At 45.9% G+C, this 20650-nt stretch carries 20 protein-coding genes; 9 read left to right on the top strand and 11 right to left on the bottom strand.

What is annotated here, in order from left to right; all coding sequences use genetic code 11:
• Nucleotides 1-98 precede the first annotated feature (98 nt).
• Nucleotides 99-3026, bottom strand: a complete 2928-nt coding sequence (gene gcvP, locus H6F74_RS16990) for an aminomethyl-transferring glycine dehydrogenase (protein ID WP_190443159.1) — start codon at nt 3024-3026, stop codon at nt 99-101.
• Between the two features lie 143 nt (nt 3027-3169).
• Nucleotides 3170-3559 (bottom strand): glycine cleavage system protein GcvH, encoded by a 390-nt coding sequence (gene gcvH / locus H6F74_RS16985; RefSeq protein ID WP_190420476.1) that lies wholly within the window; start codon nt 3557-3559, stop codon nt 3170-3172.
• Nucleotides 3560-3640: 81 nt separating this feature from the next.
• On the opposite strand from gcvH, the gene H6F74_RS16980 reads away from it, so the two are divergent.
• Nucleotides 3641-4471 carry an alpha/beta hydrolase gene (locus H6F74_RS16980; RefSeq protein ID WP_190443157.1) on the top strand — a complete coding sequence of 277 codons (831 nt, stop codon included), beginning with the start codon at nt 3641-3643 and terminating at the stop codon, nt 4469-4471.
• Between the two features lie 195 nt (nt 4472-4666).
• Here H6F74_RS16980 and gcvT read toward each other — a convergent pair whose 3' ends face one another.
• Together gcvT and H6F74_RS16970 are read right to left on the bottom strand one after the other, a co-directional pair.
• Nucleotides 4667-5806 carry a glycine cleavage system aminomethyltransferase GcvT gene (gcvT, locus tag H6F74_RS16975; protein ID WP_190443155.1) on the bottom strand — a complete coding sequence of 380 codons (1140 nt, stop codon included), beginning with the start codon at nt 5804-5806 and terminating at the stop codon, nt 4667-4669.
• Nucleotides 5807-5952: 146 nt separating this feature from the next.
• Nucleotides 5953-6930: a CBASS cGAMP-activated phospholipase gene (locus H6F74_RS16970; RefSeq protein WP_190443153.1), complete on the bottom strand. Its 978-nt coding sequence runs from the start codon at nt 6928-6930 to the stop codon at nt 5953-5955.
• 432 nt (nt 6931-7362) lie between these two features.
• On the opposite strand from H6F74_RS16970, the gene H6F74_RS16965 reads away from it, so the two are divergent.
• The 3 genes from H6F74_RS16965 (at nt 7363) to H6F74_RS16955 (ending at nt 9947) form a co-directional block, all read left to right on the top strand.
• Nucleotides 7363-7842 carry a M67 family metallopeptidase gene (locus tag H6F74_RS16965; protein ID WP_190443152.1) on the top strand — a complete coding sequence of 160 codons (480 nt, stop codon included), beginning with the start codon at nt 7363-7365 and terminating at the stop codon, nt 7840-7842.
• An 84-nt stretch (nt 7843-7926) separates the two neighbouring features.
• Nucleotides 7927-9099 carry a molybdopterin-synthase adenylyltransferase MoeB gene (moeB, locus tag H6F74_RS16960; RefSeq protein ID WP_190443150.1) on the top strand — a complete coding sequence of 391 codons (1173 nt, stop codon included), beginning with the start codon at nt 7927-7929 and terminating at the stop codon, nt 9097-9099.
• Nucleotides 9100-9320: 221 nt separating this feature from the next.
• Entirely contained in the window at nt 9321-9947 is a 627-nt protein-coding gene (locus H6F74_RS16955) for a hypothetical protein (protein WP_190443148.1), read from the top strand.
• 209 nt (nt 9948-10156) lie between these two features.
• Here H6F74_RS16955 and H6F74_RS16950 read toward each other — a convergent pair whose 3' ends face one another.
• Nucleotides 10157-10765, bottom strand: coding sequence for a molybdenum cofactor guanylyltransferase (locus H6F74_RS16950; RefSeq protein WP_190443147.1), 609 nt, complete (start codon nt 10763-10765; stop codon nt 10157-10159).
• 42 nt (nt 10766-10807) lie between these two features.
• On the opposite strand from H6F74_RS16950, the gene H6F74_RS16945 reads away from it, so the two are divergent.
• Nucleotides 10808-10951: a hypothetical protein gene (locus H6F74_RS16945; RefSeq protein ID WP_190443145.1), complete on the top strand. Its 144-nt coding sequence runs from the start codon at nt 10808-10810 to the stop codon at nt 10949-10951.
• Here H6F74_RS16945 and H6F74_RS16940 read toward each other — a convergent pair.
• Entirely contained in the window at nt 10937-11767 is an 831-nt protein-coding gene (locus H6F74_RS16940) for an N-acetylmuramoyl-L-alanine amidase (RefSeq protein ID WP_190443143.1), read from the bottom strand. The two genes, H6F74_RS16945 and H6F74_RS16940, sit on opposite strands and share 15 nt — an antisense overlap.
• 158 nt (nt 11768-11925) lie before the next feature.
• Between H6F74_RS16940 and H6F74_RS16935 the strand changes: the two genes are divergently transcribed.
• A complete protein-coding gene (locus H6F74_RS16935; protein ID WP_190443141.1) occupies nt 11926-13134 on the top strand; it encodes a NupC/NupG family nucleoside CNT transporter in 1209 nt (402 codons plus the stop codon).
• Between the two features lie 47 nt (nt 13135-13181).
• On the opposite strand, the gene H6F74_RS16930 is transcribed toward H6F74_RS16935, so the two are convergent.
• On the bottom strand, nt 13182-13607 hold the full coding sequence (locus tag H6F74_RS16930; protein WP_190443404.1) for a hypothetical protein: 426 nt from the start codon (nt 13605-13607) through the stop codon (nt 13182-13184).
• Nucleotides 13608-13686: 79 nt separating this feature from the next.
• Nucleotides 13687-14166: a hypothetical protein gene (locus H6F74_RS16925; protein ID WP_190443139.1), complete on the bottom strand. Its 480-nt coding sequence runs from the start codon at nt 14164-14166 to the stop codon at nt 13687-13689.
• A 178-nt stretch (nt 14167-14344) separates the two neighbouring features.
• On the opposite strand from H6F74_RS16925, the gene H6F74_RS16920 reads away from it, so the two are divergent.
• Nucleotides 14345-15781, top strand: a complete 1437-nt coding sequence (locus H6F74_RS16920) for a hypothetical protein (protein ID WP_190443137.1) — start codon at nt 14345-14347, stop codon at nt 15779-15781.
• Between the two features lie 48 nt (nt 15782-15829).
• Here H6F74_RS16920 and H6F74_RS16915 read toward each other — a convergent pair whose 3' ends face one another.
• Nucleotides 15830-16327 (bottom strand): 2TM domain-containing protein, encoded by a 498-nt coding sequence (locus H6F74_RS16915; protein ID WP_190443135.1) that lies wholly within the window; start codon nt 16325-16327, stop codon nt 15830-15832.
• A gap of 262 nt (nt 16328-16589) precedes the next feature.
• Here H6F74_RS16915 and H6F74_RS16910 point away from each other — a divergent pair, with 262 nt between their 5' ends.
• Nucleotides 16590-17711 (top strand): site-2 protease family protein, encoded by a 1122-nt coding sequence (locus H6F74_RS16910; protein ID WP_190443133.1) that lies wholly within the window; start codon nt 16590-16592, stop codon nt 17709-17711.
• A 186-nt stretch (nt 17712-17897) separates the two neighbouring features.
• Complete coding sequence (locus tag H6F74_RS16905; RefSeq protein ID WP_190443131.1) at nt 17898-19277, top strand: cytochrome P450; 1380 nt, start codon at nt 17898-17900, stop codon at nt 19275-19277.
• A 408-nt stretch (nt 19278-19685) separates the two neighbouring features.
• Here the strand turns inward: H6F74_RS16905 and H6F74_RS16900 are convergent, their stop codons facing one another.
• Together H6F74_RS16900 and H6F74_RS16895 are read right to left on the bottom strand one after the other, a co-directional pair.
• On the bottom strand, nt 19686-20270 hold the full coding sequence (locus H6F74_RS16900) for a hypothetical protein (protein ID WP_190443130.1): 585 nt from the start codon (nt 20268-20270) through the stop codon (nt 19686-19688).
• Nucleotides 20267-20632 carry a hypothetical protein gene (locus H6F74_RS16895; protein ID WP_190443128.1) on the bottom strand — a complete coding sequence of 122 codons (366 nt, stop codon included), beginning with the start codon at nt 20630-20632 and terminating at the stop codon, nt 20267-20269. Before H6F74_RS16895 ends, H6F74_RS16900 begins: the two co-directional genes overlap by 4 nt.
• Nucleotides 20633-20650: the final 18 nt, after the last annotated feature.

Below are 20650 nucleotides of genomic sequence, written 5' to 3'. Positions count from 1 at the left end.
TTTTATGAATTAATTGTAGCGATTAATAACTAATAACGAAAATAGGGGTTTCTCGCTGCTTAGCAGAGAAACCCCTACTGGATGTCAGCCTAAATGGACTAGCCTTGTGAATAAGCTTCCATTGGGAGACAAGAACAAACTAAATTGCGATCGCCAAAAGCATTATCGATACGTCCGACAGCAGGCCAAAACTTGTGTTCGCGTGTCCAAGGCGCGGGGTAAGCGGCTTGTTCGCGAGAGTAAGGATGGTTCCATTCGGAACTAATCAGACTTTCTGCGGTATGGGGTGCATTCTTCAAGACATTATCTTGAGCATCTACTTTACCCGATTCAATTTCCTCTATCTCTTGACGAATAGATATCATTGCATCGCAAAAACGGTCTAACTCTTCTTTCGATTCGCTTTCCGTTGGTTCCACCATCATCGTACCTGCGACAGGCCAAGAAACGGTAGGCGCGTGGAAACCGTAGTCCATCAGACGCTTAGCGATGTCATCTACTTCGATTCCAGCGGATTTTTTGAGCGATCGCAAGTCTAAAATACACTCATGCGCCACTAAACCCGCTTTCCCCTTGTATAAAACTGGGTAGTAACTTTCTAAACGACGGGCGATGTAGTTAGCATTGAGAATTGCCACCTTGGTTGCATCCGTCAAACCCGCGCCACCCATCATGGCGATGTACATCCAAGAAATCGTTAAGATGCTGGCGCTACCCCAAGGCGCAGCAGAAACAGCACCCATCGATTTTGGATTGTTCGCATCCATCTTGACAACAGAATGTCCAGGTAGGAATGGTACTAGATGGGGTGCGACACCAATTGGCCCCATACCAGGGCCACCGCCGCCGTGAGGGATGCAAAAAGTTTTATGCAAATTTAGGTGGCAAACATCCGCCCCGAAGTCTCCCGGACGGCACAGCCCGACTTGAGCGTTCATATTCGCCCCGTCCATATAGACTTGTCCGCCGTTAGCATGGATAACATCGCAGATTTCCCGAATCGGTTCCTCGAATACGCCGTGAGTGGAGGGATATGTCACCATCAAGGCGGCGAGTTCGGACTTGTGTTTCTGGGCTTTAGCTTTAAGATCGTCTAAGTCCACATTGCCTTGAGTGTCGCAGTTAACTGGCACTACCTTCATCCCACACATCACCGCACTTGCAGGATTTGTTCCGTGCGCCGATTGGGGAATCAGACAGATATTGCGGTGTGTTTCGCCGCGACTTTCGTGATACTGACGAATTACTAAAAGTCCTGCATATTCCCCTTGAGAACCAGCATTCGGTTGCAGAGAAATTCCGGCAAAACCTGTGATTTGGGCTAACCATTCCTCAAGCTGTTGGAATAGAACTTGATAACCCCGCGTTTGCGAAGGGGGGGCGAAAGGATGAATTTTGCCAAATTCAGACCAAGTTACAGGTAGCATCTCAGATGTTGCATTCAGCTTCATCGTGCATGATCCCAAGGGAATCATAGATGTAGTTAAAGACAGATCCTTTGCTTGCAAACGGTGCATATAACGCAAAAGTTCTGTTTCCGAGTGATAGCGGTTAAAGACCGGATGAGTGAGATAGTTGCTGGTACGGGAGAAGGGGGAGTTAGATTTTGGTGCTAACTCTTCAACCGTGAAGGGTAGGGAATCGGAAAGGGCGAAAATCTCTAATAAGTCGATGACATCTGCCAGTGTAGTTGTTTCGTCTAGAGTAATCCCGATAGTTGTATCTATCCGCAGGTTAATTTGACGGGCTTGGCAACGTTGGAGAATTTCTTCTAAGTTGCGATCGCGTAAGCGATGCGTAGCATTATCGCCTAATTCTACTCGCAATGTATCAAAATAATTCTCATTACCAATGCTGTAACCTAGTCGCTTCAGTCCTTCTGCCAGAAGTACAGTCAGATTATGAATATTTTCGGCAATATTTCTCAATCCTGCTGGCCCATGATAGACCGCATACATACCCGCCATCACCGCCAGTAAAACTTGGGCGGTACAAATATTACTCGTAGCTTTATCGCGGCGGATATGCTGTTCGCGGGTTTGCAAGGCCAGACGCAGTGCAGGGTTTCCTTGGGAATCTTTAGAAACGCCGACAATTCGCCCCGGAACTTGTCGCTTATACTCTTCTTTGGTGGCAAAGTAAGCGGCATGAGGCCCCCCATAGCCCAAGGGAATACCGAAGCGCTGAGTGCTTCCTACCGCGATATCAGCCCCAAATTCTCCAGGGGGTGTAAGCAGAGTTAAACTCAACGGGTCGGCTGCGACTGTAACTAAGGCACCGACTGCATGAGCTTTTTCGACAAAACTCCGATAGTCGTAAATTCTGCCATCGCTGGCGGGATATTGCAAAAGTACGCCGAAAACAGGTTGCTGAAAGTCAAAGGTTTGAAAGTCGCCGACAATGACATCAATACCCAACGGTATCGCCCGTGTTTGCACGACTTCGATAGTTTGGGGATGACAGTCTTTTGAGACGAAGAACGCATTTGCCTTATTTTTGCAGATGCCATAGCTCATCGTCATCGCTTCGGCGGCGGCGGTTGCTTCATCGAGTAAGGAAGCATTGGCAATTTCCAAACCTGTGAGGTCTATAATCATTGTCTGGAAATTCAGCAGTGCTTCCAGACGACCTTGGGCAATTTCTGCTTGATAGGGAGTGTATGCTGTGTACCAGCCGGGATTCTCTAGGATGTTGCGCTGTATGACAGGCGGGGTGATACAGTCGTGATAGCCCATGCCGATGAATGAGCGGAACACCTGATTTTTCGAGGCGATTTCTTTGAGGAGCGCGATCGCTGCGTACTCGCTTTTTGGTTCTGGTAACTGTAGACTTCCCTTAAGGCGAATCGTCTGCGGAACCGTCTTCTCAACCAGCGCATCAAGGTCTTTCAGCCCCAACACCTCCAGCATTTGCCCGACTTCATCGGGGTTTGGGCCAATATGCCTGTCTGCAAAAGAAATCGATTGCCTTATTCCTCCCATCACTTGCTGACGGCTAGACTGCGTTTGAGCGGTATAATATGCCATTTGCTCTCCAGAATTGTCTGCTTATTACTTTGTAACAGTAATTTCAGAGCCAGGAGTTGGGAAAAGTTTGAAGTTTGAATGAAGAGAATGTTTTCAAAACTCAAAACTAGAGACGCGATATATCGCGTCTCTACCTAAAACTCTTATTCCCCTTCCACCTGGACTCGATACTCATCCGCCGTTAGCGCTTCATCCAGTTCATCGGGGTCATTGATGCGAACTTTCAACAACCAACCCTCTCCATAAGGGTCTTCTCCCAGATGCTCTGGAGCTTCTACAATGACATCATTGCGCTCAATAACCGTACCGCTGATTGGCGCATACATATCTTCAACCGCTTTCACTGATTCAATTGTGCCAAAGCTGGCTCCCTTTTGCAGGGCATCGCCCACGTCTGGCAACTCCAAAAACACTATATCGCCCATTTGATCGACAGCAAAGGCACTAATGCCAATTGTGGCAATTTCGCCCTCTAGCCGCACATACTCGTGGGAGTCTAAATACTTCAAGTCATCAGGGTATTCCAGAGCCATCTCACTTCCTCATCAGTACGCTGAAAGTAGCTTAAGTTAGCCATTAAGTTTACAGCTTTCAGACTTAGAATCAGCACAATAATGGATAAACAAAAGCTCTATCGTCTACTATTTGGCGAATTTTCCTTGAAAAGACTGGCCTTTTCGGCAATCTTTATCTATGCTTTTCTTTGCTTCTATGCCTACTTTTTTTCGGACAGGATGATTTTTTTGCCGCAACCCTCTAGCTATCAGGACAGTAGGGAGATTATCAAGCTAACGACTGCGGATGGTGTGAAAATCTCAGCGGTGCATCTGCCTAATCCTAGCGCTACCTACACAATCCTATACAGCCACGGCAATGCGGAAGACCTGGGAGACAGTCTACCGGGTTTAAGAGAACTGCGGGATATGGGCTTTGCTGTCTTTAGCTACGATTATCGCGGTTATGGCACCAGTCAGGGAACTCCCACTGAGAGTAATGTTTATCGGGATATTGATGCCGCCTATAATTATCTAACTCAGCAGTTGGGTGTCCCGCCAAATCGGATTATTGTCTATGGGCGTTCTGTGGGTAGTGGCCCGGCTGTTGATTTGGCTTCTCGCAAGGCTGTTGCTGGTTTAATTTTGGAAACTCCGTTTCTTAGCACGTTTCGGGTGGTGACGCAGATTCCGATTGTGCCTTTTGATAAGTTTAATAATATTAGCAAGATTAAAAAGGTGCTTTCTCCAGTGCTGATAATGCACGGGAGGCGGGACGAAGTTGTACCGTTTTGGCACGGGGAGCAACTTTTTGCCGCAGCAAATGAACCCAAGCGCTCTTTTTGGGTGGATGGCGCACGTCACGATGATCTAGCGTCGGTTGCTGGCGAGTCGTATGCGAAAACTTTGCAGGAGTTTGCCCAATCTATTTCTCTGGGTAAGAGTTTCTGACTGGGGATGTCCCAGAAGTGTCAAAAGTTACTTTGATCCCCCTAAATCCCCCTTAAAAAGGGGGACTTTGAGAAGATTCTCCCGCCTTAAAAAGCGGGGCTGGGGGATCTGACCGTTTAAGCATTTCGATGATGACTTTTCAGACATCCTCTTAACGAGTAACTATTCGACTCAACACTAGAAGCAGAGGCACTTTTACTTGCTGGAGAGACGAGTAGAGGAACGATAAAAAGGTTTCTTGACAACAACCGCTGGATATGATTTACCCCGGACTTCCACCTCTAGCTGCTGCCCAATCTGCGCTAAATTCGTGGGAACATAAGCCAGGGCAATTGGTTGCCCTAAAGTTGGTGCCAGTGTACCGCTGGTGACAACACCCACAGCTTCACCGTTATGCAGCACCGGGTAGCCATGACGGGCAATGTAACGCCCTTGCATTTGTAACCCTACCAGACGGCGTTCTACTCCATTAGCTTTTTGTTTTTCCAGCGCCTCTCGCCCGATAAAGTCGCCTTTGCTATCGAGGTGAACTACCCAACCCAAACCAGCTTCTAAGGGCGTGGTGCTTTCATCAATATCTTGCCCATAAAGTGCCATTGCTGCTTCTAGGCGTAGGGTATCTCTAGCGCCGAGTCCGCAGGGAACCACACCAGCGGCTACAAGATTTCGCCACAATTCTACCCCTACTTCTGGGTCTACCATCACTTCAAACCCATCCTCGCCTGTATAGCCAGTGCGGGCAATAAAGGCTGGCTGTTCGAGTATGGTTGTGTCGAGATGCCCAAATGCCTTAATCGGTGTCAAATCATCTTTGACAAATTGCTGTAAAAATGCGATCGCTTTCGGCCCCTGAACAGCAATCAAAACTTTCGCTTGTGACAGATCCTCGAAATCAACTGCGTAAGATTCCAACTGTGCAAACACCCAAGCTTTGTCTCTGGATCTGGTGGCGGCGTTGACTATCATTACTCCTCGCTGTTCGCCGTTGTCTTCGCCTTGATAGTAGAAAATTATGTCGTCCAAAATCCCACCTTGAGGATTTAGCAGCACGGTATATTGAGATTCACCGGGTTTCAGGCGGCTAAGATCCGAGGGAACTAGCGGCTGGAGGTGGGAAATTAGCTGTTTCCCTTTGAAGGTAAATTTGCCCATGTGGGAGATGTCGAACATCCCCGCTGAGGTGCGAACTGCCTGGTGTTCTTGGGCAATCCCGATGTATTGTACTGCCATCTCCCACCCGGCAAAGGCGGTGAGTCGGGCTTTTTGTTCTAGGGCGAGTTGATATAGGGGAGTTCGGGCGATCGCTGTCTCTGGATGCAGTTCTTCGGTAGCCACAGCTGGTTATTCCGTCGCAGGTGATTATCTTTATCCTACGAGATGCCTGCATCTTCATCAGTATAGAAAAAGGATTAATGTAACGGCTTTCAGCAGATTTGCTCTTGATGAAAGCCCCGGCGATTACGAACATCGCCGGATATTTATTAGCTAGCTGCTGATAACAACTGATTGCTAAGCATCTGCAAGTTCTCTTCATTATCATTAATGATGCTTTCAGCTTGCAGTTTTAAGGCGCGAATATTTTCCTTACTTGCATCATCCATGTGATCGCCGCGTTCGGTCAGTCTTGTCTGAAAGCGATAGTAACGACGTTGATCTCTTACCGGAGGAAGTAACTGTTTGAGTTGGTAATGTACGGTGTCGCTGACCCCATCAAAAGTTACATGGATGATCGGCTGCGCCCATTGGAGAAGTCCCCAGTCTTTCACCTTCTCATAGGGCAGAATTGTGGTTAGTTCTCCAGTACCAATTGAGACAATTAGAAAATCATTTGCATCTGGATAGTTAATTTTTGCTTGAACATATGCACACATGGCGGGATTGTTAGCAAAAACGCCACCGTCAATTAAGGCATAGTAATCTGTCAAGTCATTTGTTTCCAGTTTCAAGGGTTCAAAATATGTTGGGGCAGCGGAAGTTGCCCGTGCCACTTTTTTCATAGGAAAATTGTGGCAGTCTGGGGTTTTTCTAGCTTTGGTGCGTTTGAAGAAGTAGGGGCGGCGCAATTCAATGTCATAACTGGGAATCAATATTTCTGTCAGCGCTTCCCCAATCATGGTTTCCCCAAAGTATTCTTGTAAAACTCTTTCTATCCCATCTGAGGGATATTTTTCGTCTTGTAAATTTTTGAGTTTAGTAAAATTAGACTGAGGAAAAATGCGGTTTCCTTCTTTTTCGTACAGTCTGACTAAATTTGCGGCAGGATGTTCAGGCTTGCCTCCCCCATTGGGTTTAGTAAGACCTAAAGCCAAAATTCCTCCGGTTGAAGTACCCGCAATCAGATGGAAAAGCTCTGCAATCGGCTTTGATGTTATCTGTTCAATCTCGGCTAAAATCATAGCTGGAATGATGCCGCGAATACCGCCTCCATCAATTGACAATATTTTGATTAATCTAGACATGATGCACTCCTAATTCTCTTAGTATTAAATCATTAATTTACAGGAAATGGTATGAGTTACAGATAATGCGATCGCAATTTAATTTTTGTTATATAAATTCAAGGTGTGGGTGCAATACATCTGTAGGGATATGGCATTGCCATGTCCCCGAACATCAAAACACTGAGAAAGGCTATAGTTTATTCAGCAAAAGATAAAATTAAGTAAAAATGTCCGACTAAAGTCAAGGGCGAACAAACAAAGCCTGCCAAGGCAGGCTAATAATATAAAGCCGTTGCGTTAGCAGGCTTTGTTCCATCAAGGCTTCTAGCCTGTAGACTTATATTTGCTCTCATAAGGATGCTCCCTATTCATTTACGCATGGTAGTATGAAATATTTCAATATAACCTGTTAAGCCTTGCTGGTCGCTATCTATTGAGGATGATTGGGTTTTGGCAGTTTTAAAAATTTCCCCTCACCATTTGCAAGCCATTCGCACTCATGCTGAAAGCAGTTATCCTAACGAGTGCTGCGGCTTGTTGCTGGGATTGGCTGGGGATGAGAAAATCGTTGCGGAAGTGATACCAACCCAGAACAGTTGGGATGCAGAAGCAGCCCAAGCGTTCGCGGCGATCGCGGGTTCGGATAAACTAGGTAGTAGCAAAAGAGATAGATACGCGATCGCACCACTAGATATGCTAAAAGCTCAGAGGGAAGGACGCGATCGCTCTTTTGATATCATCGGCATATACCATTCCCACCCCGACCATCCCGCAGTTCCCTCAGAATTTGATCGAGCCTGCGCTTGGTCAGTATACTCTTATATTATTGTCTCTGTGCAACAAGGCAAAGCTGGCGACCTGTGCAACTGGAGTCTGGACGATGCACACCAGTTTCAGCCAGAAGAAATGATTACGGTAGAAATAACCTAGATTAAAAACTATTAAGACACAAAGATACAAAGACTATTGTATTTTTGATAGGCTGTTAACTCTGTCTGCCCTCACTGAAAGGTCATGCTTAATCCCAATCTGGATGAAATCCAGTTAACGAAAGAAGAATACGAACGCTATTCCCGCCACCTCATCCTGCCCAAAGTGGGACTAGAAGGACAAAAACGCCTGAAAGCAGCAAGCGTCCTGTGTGTTGGTACTGGGGGACTGGGTTCACCACTATTGCTGTATCTTGCCGCTGCTGGTATCGGACGCATCGGCATTGTCGATTTTGATGTCGTTGATAGTTCCAACTTACAACGGCAAGTAATTCACGGCACCTCATGGGTAGGTAAACCAAAAATTCAATCGGCAAAAAACCGGATTTTAGAAATAAATCCTGATTGCCAAGTTGACTTGTACGAAACCCGCCTGACTTCAGAGAACGCCCTGGACATCCTCGAACCCTACGATGTTGTAGTGGATGGCACTGATAACTTTCCCACACGTTATCTAGTTAACGATGCCTGCGTACTGTTAAATAAACCCAACGTTTACGCCTCTATCCTCTTCTTTGAAGGTCAGGCTACCGTATTTAACTACGAAGGCGGCCCCAATTACCGCGACCTCTACCCCGAACCACCACCACCCGGATTGGTTCCCTCTTGTGCTGAAGGCGGCGTTTTGGGTGTTTTGTGTGGCGTTATTGGCACCATTCAGGCAACTGAAGCCATTAAAATTATCTTGGGTCAGGGTAATACTCTGAGTGGGCGACTGCTGTTGTATGATGCCCTGCAAATGAAGTTTCGGGAACTGAAACTGCGTCCGAACCCAGAAAGACCAGTTATTGAAAAATTGATAGATTACGAACATTTCTGCGGGATTCCACAAGCAAAAGCAGAGGAGGCTAAGCAGCAGATGGAAATGTCAGAAATGACCGTTAAGGAATTGAAGGAATTGATAGACCGCGGTACAGATGATTTTGTGCTGCTTGATGTCCGCAACCCCAATGAATACGAAATTGCCCAAATTCCCGGTTCAGTTTTAGTGCCGTTACCGGATATTGAAAGCGGCGCTGGTGTTGCCAAAGTTAAGGAATTACTCAATGGTCATCGCTTAATTGCACACTGCAAAATGGGTGGACGTTCCGCGAAGGCGTTGGGGATTCTGAAAGAAGCTGGTATTGAAGGCACCAACGTTAAAGGTGGGATTACTGCTTGGAGTCGAGAAATTGACTCTTCAGTGCCGGAATACTAAAACATTGTGTGGGGTGCGAAGCGCGACAGCGTAACGTACCCTACGCTGCTACATTCCTGGATTAAATTCGGTGGCATACTTTGGCTTAATTGTCAACAGGTATTTTTTGGGCTTTGTGGCATTGTCTTAAGCTGCTGGAAAGCATCAGTGGCAGTGTAAAGTGCAAAGTATGTCCAAAGTACAAGTAGGATAGCTTTTGAGCGACTTGTATAGAAATCAAAATGCAAAACAAAAGTAGCGATAAGTTTACTGCGATCGCGCTAACAGCAGGATTTTTTGCAATTATCATCCCCAGCAATCCTGCCGCCGCCACCCATCTGAGTCCATATCAATACTGTGCCGCCGACTTGAGGAATGTTGGTATTTCCGTAGAACAAGCTGCGGCAGCTTGTTCAGACGCACTCGATCCTCAACAATTATCCGCTTGCGTGTATTATATAAACCAAGAAACTCAGCTTGCCGCGCAAGACGTTTTGCCTGCCTGTACCCGCGTTCGCCGCCCGATAGAGTTAGGCAGGTGTGTAATTAATATTAACAACGACACCAGAAATGCGGCGGCGCTTGATGTTCTTGATAATTGTCGCCGCAGCCTGCTGCCAGTCCGCTTTGCTGAATGCGTCGTTGGCTTAACTCGCCAACTGGAAATCACCGCCAGCACCGCAATGAATCGCTGCAATTCGGCGGAAGATTATCCCAGCAGCTTGTCCCCCACCTTTGCGCCACCGCCTGCCCCAAATCCAACGCCGCAGTTTACACCTCCGGTAGCACCTCCGCCGGGGTTGACACCTCTGCCTAATTTGGACGCAGATCCAGTTATCCCGGCTAGACCAAGACCAGTTAATCCTTAAATACTCAGAGGATGTCTCAGAAGTGTCAAAAGTTAGCTTGATCCCCCCAGCCCCCCAATTCATCGGGGGGAGAATCAAGTCTTAGTCCCCCTTTTCAAGGGGGATGCAAGGGGGATCTCCACCATCTAAGCGTCTCGATTATGACTTTTCAGACATCCTCTCAGTAGCCATTTTCGCATTCCCCAGCCCAGCCAGGGAATGCGGGTAAATTAATTTTCCAGTGCTTTCAAATCAGCGGGAGTGTTGCAATTAAACAACACTTCTGGTTGAGTTACGGGTAGTTCCTGTACAGAATGTTCCGCCAACCAATGCTGAAACGATCTGCCGCCTCGATTGATATATTCAGATAGTAGCGGCAAACAGCAACGGCGGTAAAAACCACACAAGGGTTCCCAGCCTTTCGGGTGTCGGGGAAGAAGCGCGATCGCATCTTCTGGCAGCTGTGGCAACTGCTGTAACCAACTCTGCAAAACTTCCACTTTCAAATTGGGCAAATCGCAGGCAAGTAACAGCACCCAATCTGTTTGCACCAATTCTAAAGCTTGTCTAAACCCAATTAAAGGCCCGTGAGGCTTCCCTGCTTCCAAGTCATAAACTTCTCGAATTAATTGACAGTTACTTGGCAAGATATCTTGATATCTTTCAATCCAAGGTGTCACCACATAAACTACAGAAGCACACTCTTGGGCGACTTCACAAACCTGCCGAATCAACGGCACATTATTAACAGAAATTAAGGCTTTATCCCTTCCCATCCGCGAACTTTGTCCGCCAGCCAACACAATTGCTGTCACCGATTCAGCCTGGGAAATGTTCATTATCTTGCACCAATTGCGATCGCCCGCCTTGGATTTGAATTTATGGCTGATAGCGTTTCTCAGTTGGGTGGAATATATCGCGGTTCTGACGTTCTCCCCACCAAGGTTAGGGACATGGCAATGCCATGTCCCTACATAAATTCCGGGCTGACTGTCGGGCTAATTGAGAATTTACTTTGCGCTTAAAATAACCGTCCGAGAGGGATTATCCCATTTAATAGACACATTCAACTGCTGTAAATCAACCGCTTTGATATATTCAAGATTGCGGTGAGTAACTTTGGGAAAATTGGCAACTTTACTCGGATCGATCTTCAACGAATTCAGAAAAACAACGGGAATAGAGGCATTACCGTTAACCAGAATACCCTGATTATTATAAAGCTGGTCGTTGATTTTGACACTGATAACTGGGTATGACCGAGGAGGCGGGGGAGTCATGCCTTGTCGCTGCGCTTCTCGCGTACTCCAAGCTTGCAGTCCGTCAGCTAGTCCACGGGCGAACTCTTTACGTCTACTTTGCAGTAAAGCGCGATCGCCTGCACTGGTAAGAAACCCCAACTCCAACAACATTGAAGGAACATCCACTTGACGGCAGAAACCCAAACTCCCAACTCCCGTGCTAGTATCTGGTTTAGTTCCACGAGAAGGCAATCCCGGAACTACTCTGAGCAAAGATTGCAGTACCAACTGGGCATCGGCTTGTCGTTGAGCGTTGCCAGCGACGTAGAAGATGCTGGCACCCCGCACGTTAAGGTTATTAACAGCATCGGCGTGAATTTCTAGGGCCACATCGCCACGACGCGATCGCACGTTAATCCAGGTAATACTTTCCTTTAAACTCAGCGTGTCGGGAACCGAGGTGACATCTAAACCACGCGATCGCATTTCGGCTACAGCAGCATCGCGGGTGAGTCTCATTTCCCTGTCTTCCGTAGTGCCTCCCGCGATCGCGCCCGGATCTCCAGCACCATGTCCAGCGGAAAGAAAAATCCTTACCATTATAATTATCTCCCCAAAATTCTATTATTTCTGGACGTTATAGTTATTTATTGTGCTTCATCCCCATAAAGCTTGAATCCGGAGGAGCAAGTGATACTTTCTTGTTCGCGTATCCAGGCTATGATACGCCGTATTCTAACTTAGCGTTTTAAGAATCGATGGAGCGGGTAATTTCAGCAGTTGGGTTGGCTGTTTTTATTGGGTTGTCCTACGCCTTCTCGATAAATCGCCGTGCGGTGCGCTGGCGTCCGATATTCTGGGGGATGGGATTAGAATTTATTGTGGCGCTTCTAATTCTTAAAACACCAGGCGGTTTAGCAGTATTTAAGGCACTAGGCGATGTGGTGAGTCGCTTTCTAGCATTTTCTGATGTCGGTGCGAAATTCGTCTTTGGGGAAAAATACGAAGATCACTTTTTTGCCTTCAAAGTGCTGCCGACAATTATCTTTTTCTCGGCCTTCATCAGCGTACTCTACCACTACAGGATTTTGCAGCGCGTGGTGAATGGATTGGCGTGGGTGATGATGAAGACAATGGGAACATCGGGGGCTGAGTCTTTATCTTGTGCTGGCAACATCTTTTTAGGGCCAACTGAGTCACCCCTGCTAATTAAACCTTATGTAGCGACAATGACCCAATCAGAACTGCACGCGGTGATGACTGGGGGCTTTGCCACAATTGCGGGTGGAGTTTTAGGCGCATATCTATCCTTTGGAATTCCCGCCGAACACCTGATAGCTGCTTTTTTCATGACTGCGCCCACTTCACTCGTTGCCTCAAAATTGCTTTACCCAGAAACAGAAGAACCGAAGACAGCTGGCAAAGTGCAAATAAAAGTGGAAAGCACCTATGAGAATGTCATCGATGCAGCGGCTGTGGGAGCGGTGGAGGGGACGAAACTAGCAATTAACGTTGCGGCGATGATTATTGCCTTTTTGGGATTGCTGGCGTTTGTGAATGCCGTTTTGGGATGGTTGGGGGGACTGGTGGGGGTGGCAACCCTGTCGCTGGAGTCGATTTTATCTTATGTAATGGCTCCCGTGGCGTGGTTGATCGGGGTGCCTTGGGCTGATTGTCGGGAAGTTGGGGTGTTGTTGGGCAAAAAGACTATTTTGAATGATTTTATCGCTTACCTGGATTTGAAGACGCTGATTGAAACTCAGGGGATTTCCCAAAGGGCAGTAATTATTGCGACCTATGCGCTGTGCAACTTTGCCAATATTGGCTCGATTGGTATTACGATTGGCGGGATTGGCGCGATCGCACCGAATCGTCAGAAAGATTTGGCGCGAATGGGTGTAAGGTCGATGATTGGGGGTTTGTTGGCGGGTTTGATGACAGCTGCGATCGCGGGTATGTTGTTGTAGATTTGAACCGCAGAGGCGCTGAGGACGCAGAGAAGAACTTAGAAGAGTTAGTCTATCTGTTCCGCCATGCCTTGCTCTATTCGTTCTAGCAATGTATCAACATCTGCGCCGACTTGCTCAAAGCAAATGGGTGGTGGGGGATCTGGTTCAAACTGAATTATCTTTATTTGTCCCTCGCCAATTCCAATAATCAGAACTTCCACTTCCGGTTTATGAGCATCCACAACTCCCAATATTTCCTGAAGTTTATTTTCAACTTGGTTATTTAGTGCTTCTATAGCTTGTTTGGGACAATAAACGAAATGCGGCTTTGGTTTGATATCCAGCCCTAAAGTACCTTTAGTGTCTCCATTTTCCAACCACAATCCCCAAGCAAGTGCTGCTAATTCTTGCTGATTTGCTTTAACAAATTGATTTAGCTGGTTTCGCCAGTTCTTTTCCCCAGAATCAGGGGAGGTACTACCAAATTGAATCATTTTACGTTCAGTTGTTGTGCATTTAATGTGTTGATAGCGATCGCCCTTGCCAAGAATCGAGCGATCGCTAGTAAAGTTATTTTTCCGGAGATTTTAGCGCCTCGTCTAGCACCGCACGCGCTTCCTCTGCTTTAGATCGAGCTTCCAGGTAGCGCTGATTAACTTGGGCAAAGTTTTTGAGAACCTTAAAACCGTCCTTGAGGCTGGAGATTTCCTCCTCACTTACCGGCTGCTCTGTAAATAGGATATCTACCTGAGCGCGAATTTTCAGAGCTTCGGAGCGTGACTCCTGCACCTTCAGCTTCAGAGTGGCCAGGTTGCTGAGAACTTGTACAGCTTGGGTTACAGCGTCCTCATCGCTCTTTTCATCTGCTTGGAGTTCTTTCACTTCAATCAGCTGTTGCGGACTAAATCCCTCTTCGAGATCGGTGGGTAGCTCCTCCGCATCCATGAGTTCCATAAGCTGCTCCATCGCTTTCTCACGGGCTTTTTTTGAATCTTTGCCTGGAACAGTCAGGATGACTTCTGGGCTTTGAGCGAGAGTGTACTGAACCATAGTTTTGCCGGAGAACTTGTCGAAAGACCTTATGGGCTGGTTATTTGAACCAAGCCGACAGGATTATTTTAGGGTAAAAGAAAGCGATCGCCCAACAGAATATATCCTAAAAGGCGCTAGCTTATGGACAGAGCAATAACACTCCTACTACTTGCGCGATCGCCTGAAACTCAAACTTATGGATGCAAATACTTCCACCGCCCTTGAGCAAGCTTTAACAGCGATGTCTCACCAAGAGCTGTTGAACTTGATTATAAACCTTTCCAGCATTGAAGCTGACTTTCGCCGCATTCTGTTAGCAAATGTCAGTATTTCACCCCAAATTCTCCAGCAACAGCCTGTATCCCCTCAAGTAGTCAAGCAATTTAAACGAGACATCAGCAAATTTTTTGACGAACTTGAAGAACGTGGTCGCTACGATGATTATTACGATAATGAATATGACGAAAGTGAAGAGTATTCTGAATTAGAGATTTTGTTAGAAAATGCCAGAACTTTGAATCTTGTCGATCAAATGGATGTTTTTTGGCATATTGCAATTTGCGGCAATGAAGTTTTTGAGGAAGGAGAGTTTTTCATTGGTACGCCACAAATTGAAGAAGCAATTTGCTTATACGGCGAAGCTGTCACTAAATTAGATTTACCTCATCAGCAAAAGCACAATTACTTTGACGTGCTAATTGATGCTCTTAGTTGGGCTATTTGCGGCTACGGTGAAGTTACTGAAGCGATTGAAGAGGCGCTGGACAAAATTTGTACTGTCCCAGAAGATTTTCGCTATCTTATTCAAAAGTTTGAAAATAGCGATTACGAGAGAAGCTCCGATTTGATTGCCCAATATTATCTTGAATTAGGAGATGATGAAAATTATCTCCGAGTTCGACAAGCTAATCTGGAAAAAGAGACAGACTATTTACAGTTAGCAGAATTTTGGCAGCAAAAGGGAGATAGGGAAAAACACCTGGAGACGTTAGAGCAATGGGTATCTGATTTAGTTAACAGAAAAGCTCCTCCTCAGAGTCAGTTAAATTATCTTTTTGCTCCCCGTTATTCATCTTTAGAAGACAGCCCGATTTTAAAGAGATTAGCGGAACATTATCGCCAGCAACAGGATGATGAAAACTACTGTCGCATTTTGATGACTTTGGCTCAATTCGGTAAAACCACGTTAGATTTATATAAACAAATTGAAACGCTTGGTGCCAAGTTAGGTAACTGGCAAGAACTGAAACTTAAGCTGATAGAATTTGCTCAAGTAAGTAGCACTAATGTGGCAGAAATTTATCTTTACGAGCAAGATTGGGATGCGGCTGTTCAACTTGCACAGCAAAGAGCAAATTCTTATTATGAGGAGTCGTTGCGAATTTTAGTTGCAGAAGGGGTGAAGCAACACCGCACGGAAGCATCTATTCAAATTTATCAGCAACTCGTGCAGAGCCATATTGACAGTAAAAACCGCGAACATTACAGCATTGCGGCTCGTCATGCTAGTGCAATCAAATCAATTTATTTGTCTGTTTTGAATGATTCAGCGGCTTGGCAACGCTATATTACTGATATCCGGCAGCGTTATCCTCGTCATCGGGCGTTGCAAGAAGAATTTCGGGGGTTGTGAGGAATTTTTTCTCGTTCCTAGGGTCAGCCTGGGAACGAGAATTTAATATTAAGTTCCCCAAGTCTTAAACAAGTTATTCCAAATGGTGTTAATTGATTGTTTAATTTGGTTTTGGCGATACCATCTTTGAAAGGCTTTTTCGTAATCTTCGCCTTCAGATTGATAGGTATTCCAGGCATTGAGTCCTAGCCCTAGTCCCCAGAATAATAAAATATACAAAGACCAAGTAAGCTCACCTCCATTAACTAGATTCAGCCCCATAAAAAATGAGTTTACGATCGCAAAATTGCCAGCGTGTTTCTGTAATCTTCCATGTCGATAAATATTAAAATCTTGCCGCTTTTGGATTTCTCCTTGCTTCTGTAGCCACTGCTGTTCTGCTACTTGGAGACATTCTGGGGAGATTTCTAACTCGGCGGCGATTTCTAATAGCTGTTCGCGAGTAAATTCTGTGTCATCAGCTTGACGCGCGATCGCTATCTGCAAAATCTGCTGTATATCTTCTTGATTGTAAGAACGAATCATTTGGGTTTGGGTGACGGGCATAATCAGCACCTGCGGTCGATGTTGGGAAAGCTTTTCTGCCCTTAAAATTCCAGAGCAGTGCTGATTCTATTATGCCGAGGCAAGCTGGGGAACGGCACAGAACAATATTCCCAAAACCGAACCTGAATGGACGGATACTACGATAGCAAAAAGATTAAGACACTCGTTACATTCCGTTACGATAAGGATATGCGAGAGGTTCAGTTAAGCCTCTCAAAGAAAAGACGCGATCGCTTGCGTCTGTAAAATTAGAGGTGGCGTAATGAACGGCACAATTCGCGTCGGCAATCTTTTTGGAATTCCCTTCAACGTGCATCCGTCCTGGTTTTTCGTCCTGGGTTGGGTGACTTTGAGTTATGGTAGCGGGCTAGCGGCTCAATTTCCTTCCCTTAGCTTGGGATTACCCTGGTTACTGGGATTGATCGCAGCGCTGCTGTTGTTTGCTTCGGTATTGGCGCACGAACTAGGACATAGTTTTGTCGCCATCCGCCAGGGAATCGAAGTTAAATCCATCAATCTGTTTCTGTTTGGTGGTCTGGCAAGTCTAGGAAAAGAGCCAAAGACTCCAGCAGGAGCATTCTGGCTGGCGATCGCAGGGCCTTTAGTTAGTTTGGCGCTTTTTGGTCTAATTAGCGTTATTAGCTTTAGCTCAGGCATTTCCGGGCCATTTGCCGCAATTTTAGGGGTGCTGGGTTACGTCAATTTGGCGCTGGCATTGTTTAACCTGATTCCAGGCTTACCCCTAGATGGTGGTAATGTTCTCAAAGCGATAGTTTGGAAGATTACTGGCAATCCTTACAAAGGTACGGTGTTTGCTGGTCGCGCTGGTCAAATCCTGGGATGGATTGCGATCGGATCAGGACTGTTACCTCTACTAATGGGTAGCTTCAGCGGTGTCTGGAATATTTTAATCGGTTGGTTCTTGCTGCAAAATGCTGGTCGTGCAACCCAAGGTGCCAGAGTGCAGGAGCAGTTAGCAAATTTGACCGCCCAAGATGCAGTAATGCCGGATAGCCCGATTGTATCTGAGGCGCTTTCTGTGAGAGAGTTTGTTAACGACTACATTATTGGCAAACCCCAAGCGCAACGGTTCTTAGTGACTAACGATCAGGGAAAATTGGTGGGCGCGATCGCAGTTGACGATCTCAAAACCATCCCGACATCTCAATGGCCCGAAATATCTGTTAGTCAGCTAACGCAACCTATCGAATTCTCCACAACTGTCAAACCCGATCAATCGCTGCTGGAAGTGGTGACGCTGCTAGAAGAACAAAAGCTCACTCAGCTTCCCGTCATTCGTGACAACGGCGTGCTAGTAGGACTTCTGGAAAAAGCTTCTGTTCTCCAGTTGCTCCAAAAAAGAGCGCAAGCAAACCCTGCTTAATCGATTTTAGATTTTCGATTATCAAATCTAAAATAAAACCTCCCTCGGACAATGAGATGCTTGTCGGGGGAGTTTTTTTGTGTGCCATCTCTTTCAGACCCAGCTTGGGAATGCGTTGCTTCTTTCCCACAGTTCTGCCTCTATCGGCACAATAGAATTAAACTGCTCTGAACACAAGGCGCTTCAATGGAACTCACTAACAGTTTGCCTAAAGGGCCAAACACTCCGCGATCGCTGCGGTTAATGAAGTTTATTTTTCAGCCCATCAAGTACCTGGATGATTATGCCAAAGCCTATGGTGACACCTTCACCATTAGGGGAAGCAAGGATACTCCGATTGTTTACTTCAGCCAACCACAAGCACTGCAAACGATTTTTACTGCTGATGACCGCCAGTTAGACGCTGGGAGGGGGAACAGCGGCTTAGAGTTTTTAATGGGAGAAAATTCTCTGCTACTGCTAGATGGCGATCGCCATCAGCGCCAACGACAGATGTTAACCCCTCCCTTTCACGGGGAACGGATGCGGGCTTACGGTCAGATTATCTCTGAAATCGCTCAGCAGGTGATGAATCAATGGACGGTTGGCAAACCATTCAACGTCCGTGCGTCGATGCAAGAAATCGCCCTGCGCGTCATCTTACGAGTGGTGTTTGGACTGGATGAGGGGTCGCGTTTGGAAAAACTACGCAGCTTAGTCGGTTCAACCCTGGACTTGATGACTTCCCCCTTCAACTCCAGCGCCTTCTTTTTTGAGTTTCTTAAACAAGATTTAGGCGGTTGGAGTCCTTGGGGTCGGATGCAGCGCCAAATAAAACAAATTGACGAACTGATTTATGCTCAGATTGCGGAACGTCGAGCAGAATCTAACCCGAATCGCGAAGATATCCTCAGCTTAATGATGTCTGCTCGTGATGAAGCGGGTCAAGCGATGACGGATGTGGAGTTACGCGATGAGTTAATGACTCTGCTAGTCGCCGGACATGAAACCACGGCTTCTGCGCTGACGTGGGCTTTGTACTGGGTTGACCAATTACCGCAGGTGCGTGACAAACTGCTCCAAGAGTTGGATGTTGATACCACAGCAGATCCGAGTAAAATTGCCAAACTGCCCTATCTAACTGCGGTTTGCTCTGAGACGCTTCGCATTTACCCAATTGCTGCGAATACTTTTATTCGGATTGTGCGATCGCGCTTCGAGATAACAGGCTACAAATTAGAGCCGGGTACAGTAGTAGTCCCCAGTATCTATTTAGCCCACCATCGGGAGGAAACTTTCCCACAGTCGAAGCAGTTCAAGCCAGAGCGTTTTTTGGAACGACAATTTTCTCCATATGAGTATTTGCCCTTTGGTGGCGGGAATCGTCGCTGTATCGGCATGGCATTTGCCATGTATGAAATGAAATTGGTTCTCGCAACAATTCTGTCGCGTTTTCAAGTGTCGCTGGTTGATAAGCGTCCGGTTATTCCGGTGCGTCGGGGCTTAACTTTAGCAGCACCAGCAGGCATGAAGATGGTTGCTACTTCTCGGCTGAAGAAGCCTGCAAATACTCCAGTTTCAGTTTAATTAGGTTTTTGACGGCTTAAACTCCAACTCCCTCAGGATTAGCTGGGGGAGTTTTTTGTGGACGCGATCGCTCTTTAATAGCTACAGAAGTTTTAACTTAGAAACTACATCCTTACAGCGATTAAGGTAGCAATACTGATATCTTGCACCAACCCGATAACCCGCCCGGAACTCAAGTTCCGGGCTAATAGCGAAAGTCCTCTGAAGAGGACTAAGAAAGACTTTCAGTCCATTTTAATGGACTTCAGCTATTAGCCAGTGATTTGAATCGCTGGCGGGCTAACAGCGTAGGCGCAAAATCTGAGAATATCCACTCAGAGGTAAGAACTGAATAGTAATTTCAGGTATTTGGCAAATTTACCCCAGAGGATATTTAACTGAGCGGGGACAATACTACATTTTTTTGCTCTAATATTTACCCATTTCCCCTGAAACACTCTTACTATAATTCTCGCTAAGCGTATCCTGGGGTGTTAACACCTCAAGCCCAAACGATATACTTTCGATTTCCCAGTCAACCCATCTTAAAGGATTTTTAAAAATCCCCTCTATTTCAAACAATGTTACAGGTGGTGGAGCAAAAATGGAAAATAGGTCATCTGGAACAGTTTCCTGCCGAGTTTCTTTGGGCTGAAATCGATTAGAGCCTGACAGCTCTTCAACATATCTAGTTTCATGACGTACCCACCTTTTAACCCCTTCAAATATCAAATTGCATTCTGGCAAAAAAATGACATCATCAGTTGTATTAAGAGTATGACCAGGGAGTATACCAATTTTATGAGTTAAAATAACTATTTTTGAACACATAATTATAGGCAAATGCTCTTCTTTTTTAACTGAGCCTATCGCCCTCTTGTAAAATAGAACTATATCGTCAAAATCTAAATCGCTATCGTTTTTTGGAGGAAAAAGTTTTTTATCAAATTCAACCTTTTCAAATTCACACTCCGTAAAATGTAAATAGTCAAAATAGTTTCTGATAATGGTCATTTGACTTTCTCTAAAATAGTTGTTCTAACTGAAGTTGATGGAATTGGAATACCATCGGTTCTGCAAAATATTTGCGTAGCAAACCTCCGATCGAGTTCACCTTTATCTTGCCAAATCTGTAATCCTAATTTTTCAAGAGCATCTGAACCTAATTTGTCTTTGGTTGCTGTATCTGGTACTTTCCCAAAGGCATTTCCTTTAGTGGCGTTTATATAAATTCGTCCCCCAGGTTTCAATACCAGTGCAGCCTGTTCAAGAAATGTTGCTTGCGGATTACTGGCAATAATTTCGCTCACACTGTCAGGTGGGAAGATGTTAGGTAAGTCATTAATTGAGGCTCTTATGCCTTCTTCAGCAATCAAATCAATATTGATGGCATT

This window comes from Trichocoleus sp. FACHB-90 (genome assembly GCF_014695505.1).
GTDB lineage: Bacteria > Cyanobacteriota > Cyanobacteriia > Cyanobacteriales > FACHB-T130 > Funiculus > Funiculus sociatus.
Note: the sequence above shows the minus strand (reverse complement) of the source record. Positions and strands in the feature narration are given on the sequence as shown.

Excerpts from the sequence above, each read along its gene's own strand:
- moeB (WP_190443150.1), top strand. The coding sequence starts at position 7,927 with ATGCTTAATCCCAATCTGGATGAAATCCAGTTAACGAAAGAAGAATAC.
- H6F74_RS16935 (WP_190443141.1), top strand. The coding sequence starts at position 11,926 with ATGGAGCGGGTAATTTCAGCAGTTGGGTTGGCTGTTTTTATTGGGTTG.
- H6F74_RS16950 (WP_190443147.1), bottom strand. The coding sequence starts at position 10,765 with ATGAACATTTCCCAGGCTGAATCGGTGACAGCAATTGTGTTGGCTGGC.
- H6F74_RS16955 (WP_190443148.1), top strand. The coding sequence starts at position 9,321 with ATGCAAAACAAAAGTAGCGATAAGTTTACTGCGATCGCGCTAACAGCA.
- H6F74_RS16945 (WP_190443145.1), top strand. The coding sequence starts at position 10,808 with ATGGCTGATAGCGTTTCTCAGTTGGGTGGAATATATCGCGGTTCTGAC.
- H6F74_RS16925 (WP_190443139.1), bottom strand. The coding sequence starts at position 14,166 with ATGGTTCAGTACACTCTCGCTCAAAGCCCAGAAGTCATCCTGACTGTT.
- H6F74_RS16910 (WP_190443133.1), top strand. The coding sequence starts at position 16,590 with ATGAACGGCACAATTCGCGTCGGCAATCTTTTTGGAATTCCCTTCAAC.
- gcvH (WP_190420476.1), bottom strand. The coding sequence starts at position 3,559 with ATGGCTCTGGAATACCCTGATGACTTGAAGTATTTAGACTCCCACGAG.
- H6F74_RS16900 (WP_190443130.1), bottom strand. The coding sequence starts at position 20,270 with ATGACCATTATCAGAAACTATTTTGACTATTTACATTTTACGGAGTGT.
- H6F74_RS16915 (WP_190443135.1), bottom strand. The coding sequence starts at position 16,327 with ATGCCCGTCACCCAAACCCAAATGATTCGTTCTTACAATCAAGAAGAT.
- H6F74_RS16920 (WP_190443137.1), top strand. The coding sequence starts at position 14,345 with ATGGATGCAAATACTTCCACCGCCCTTGAGCAAGCTTTAACAGCGATG.
- H6F74_RS16970 (WP_190443153.1), bottom strand. The coding sequence starts at position 6,930 with ATGTCTAGATTAATCAAAATATTGTCAATTGATGGAGGCGGTATTCGC.
- gcvP (WP_190443159.1), bottom strand. The coding sequence starts at position 3,026 with ATGGCATATTATACCGCTCAAACGCAGTCTAGCCGTCAGCAAGTGATG.
- H6F74_RS16905 (WP_190443131.1), top strand. The coding sequence starts at position 17,898 with ATGGAACTCACTAACAGTTTGCCTAAAGGGCCAAACACTCCGCGATCG.
- H6F74_RS16940 (WP_190443143.1), bottom strand. The coding sequence starts at position 11,767 with ATGGTAAGGATTTTTCTTTCCGCTGGACATGGTGCTGGAGATCCGGGC.
- H6F74_RS16980 (WP_190443157.1), top strand. The coding sequence starts at position 3,641 with ATGGATAAACAAAAGCTCTATCGTCTACTATTTGGCGAATTTTCCTTG.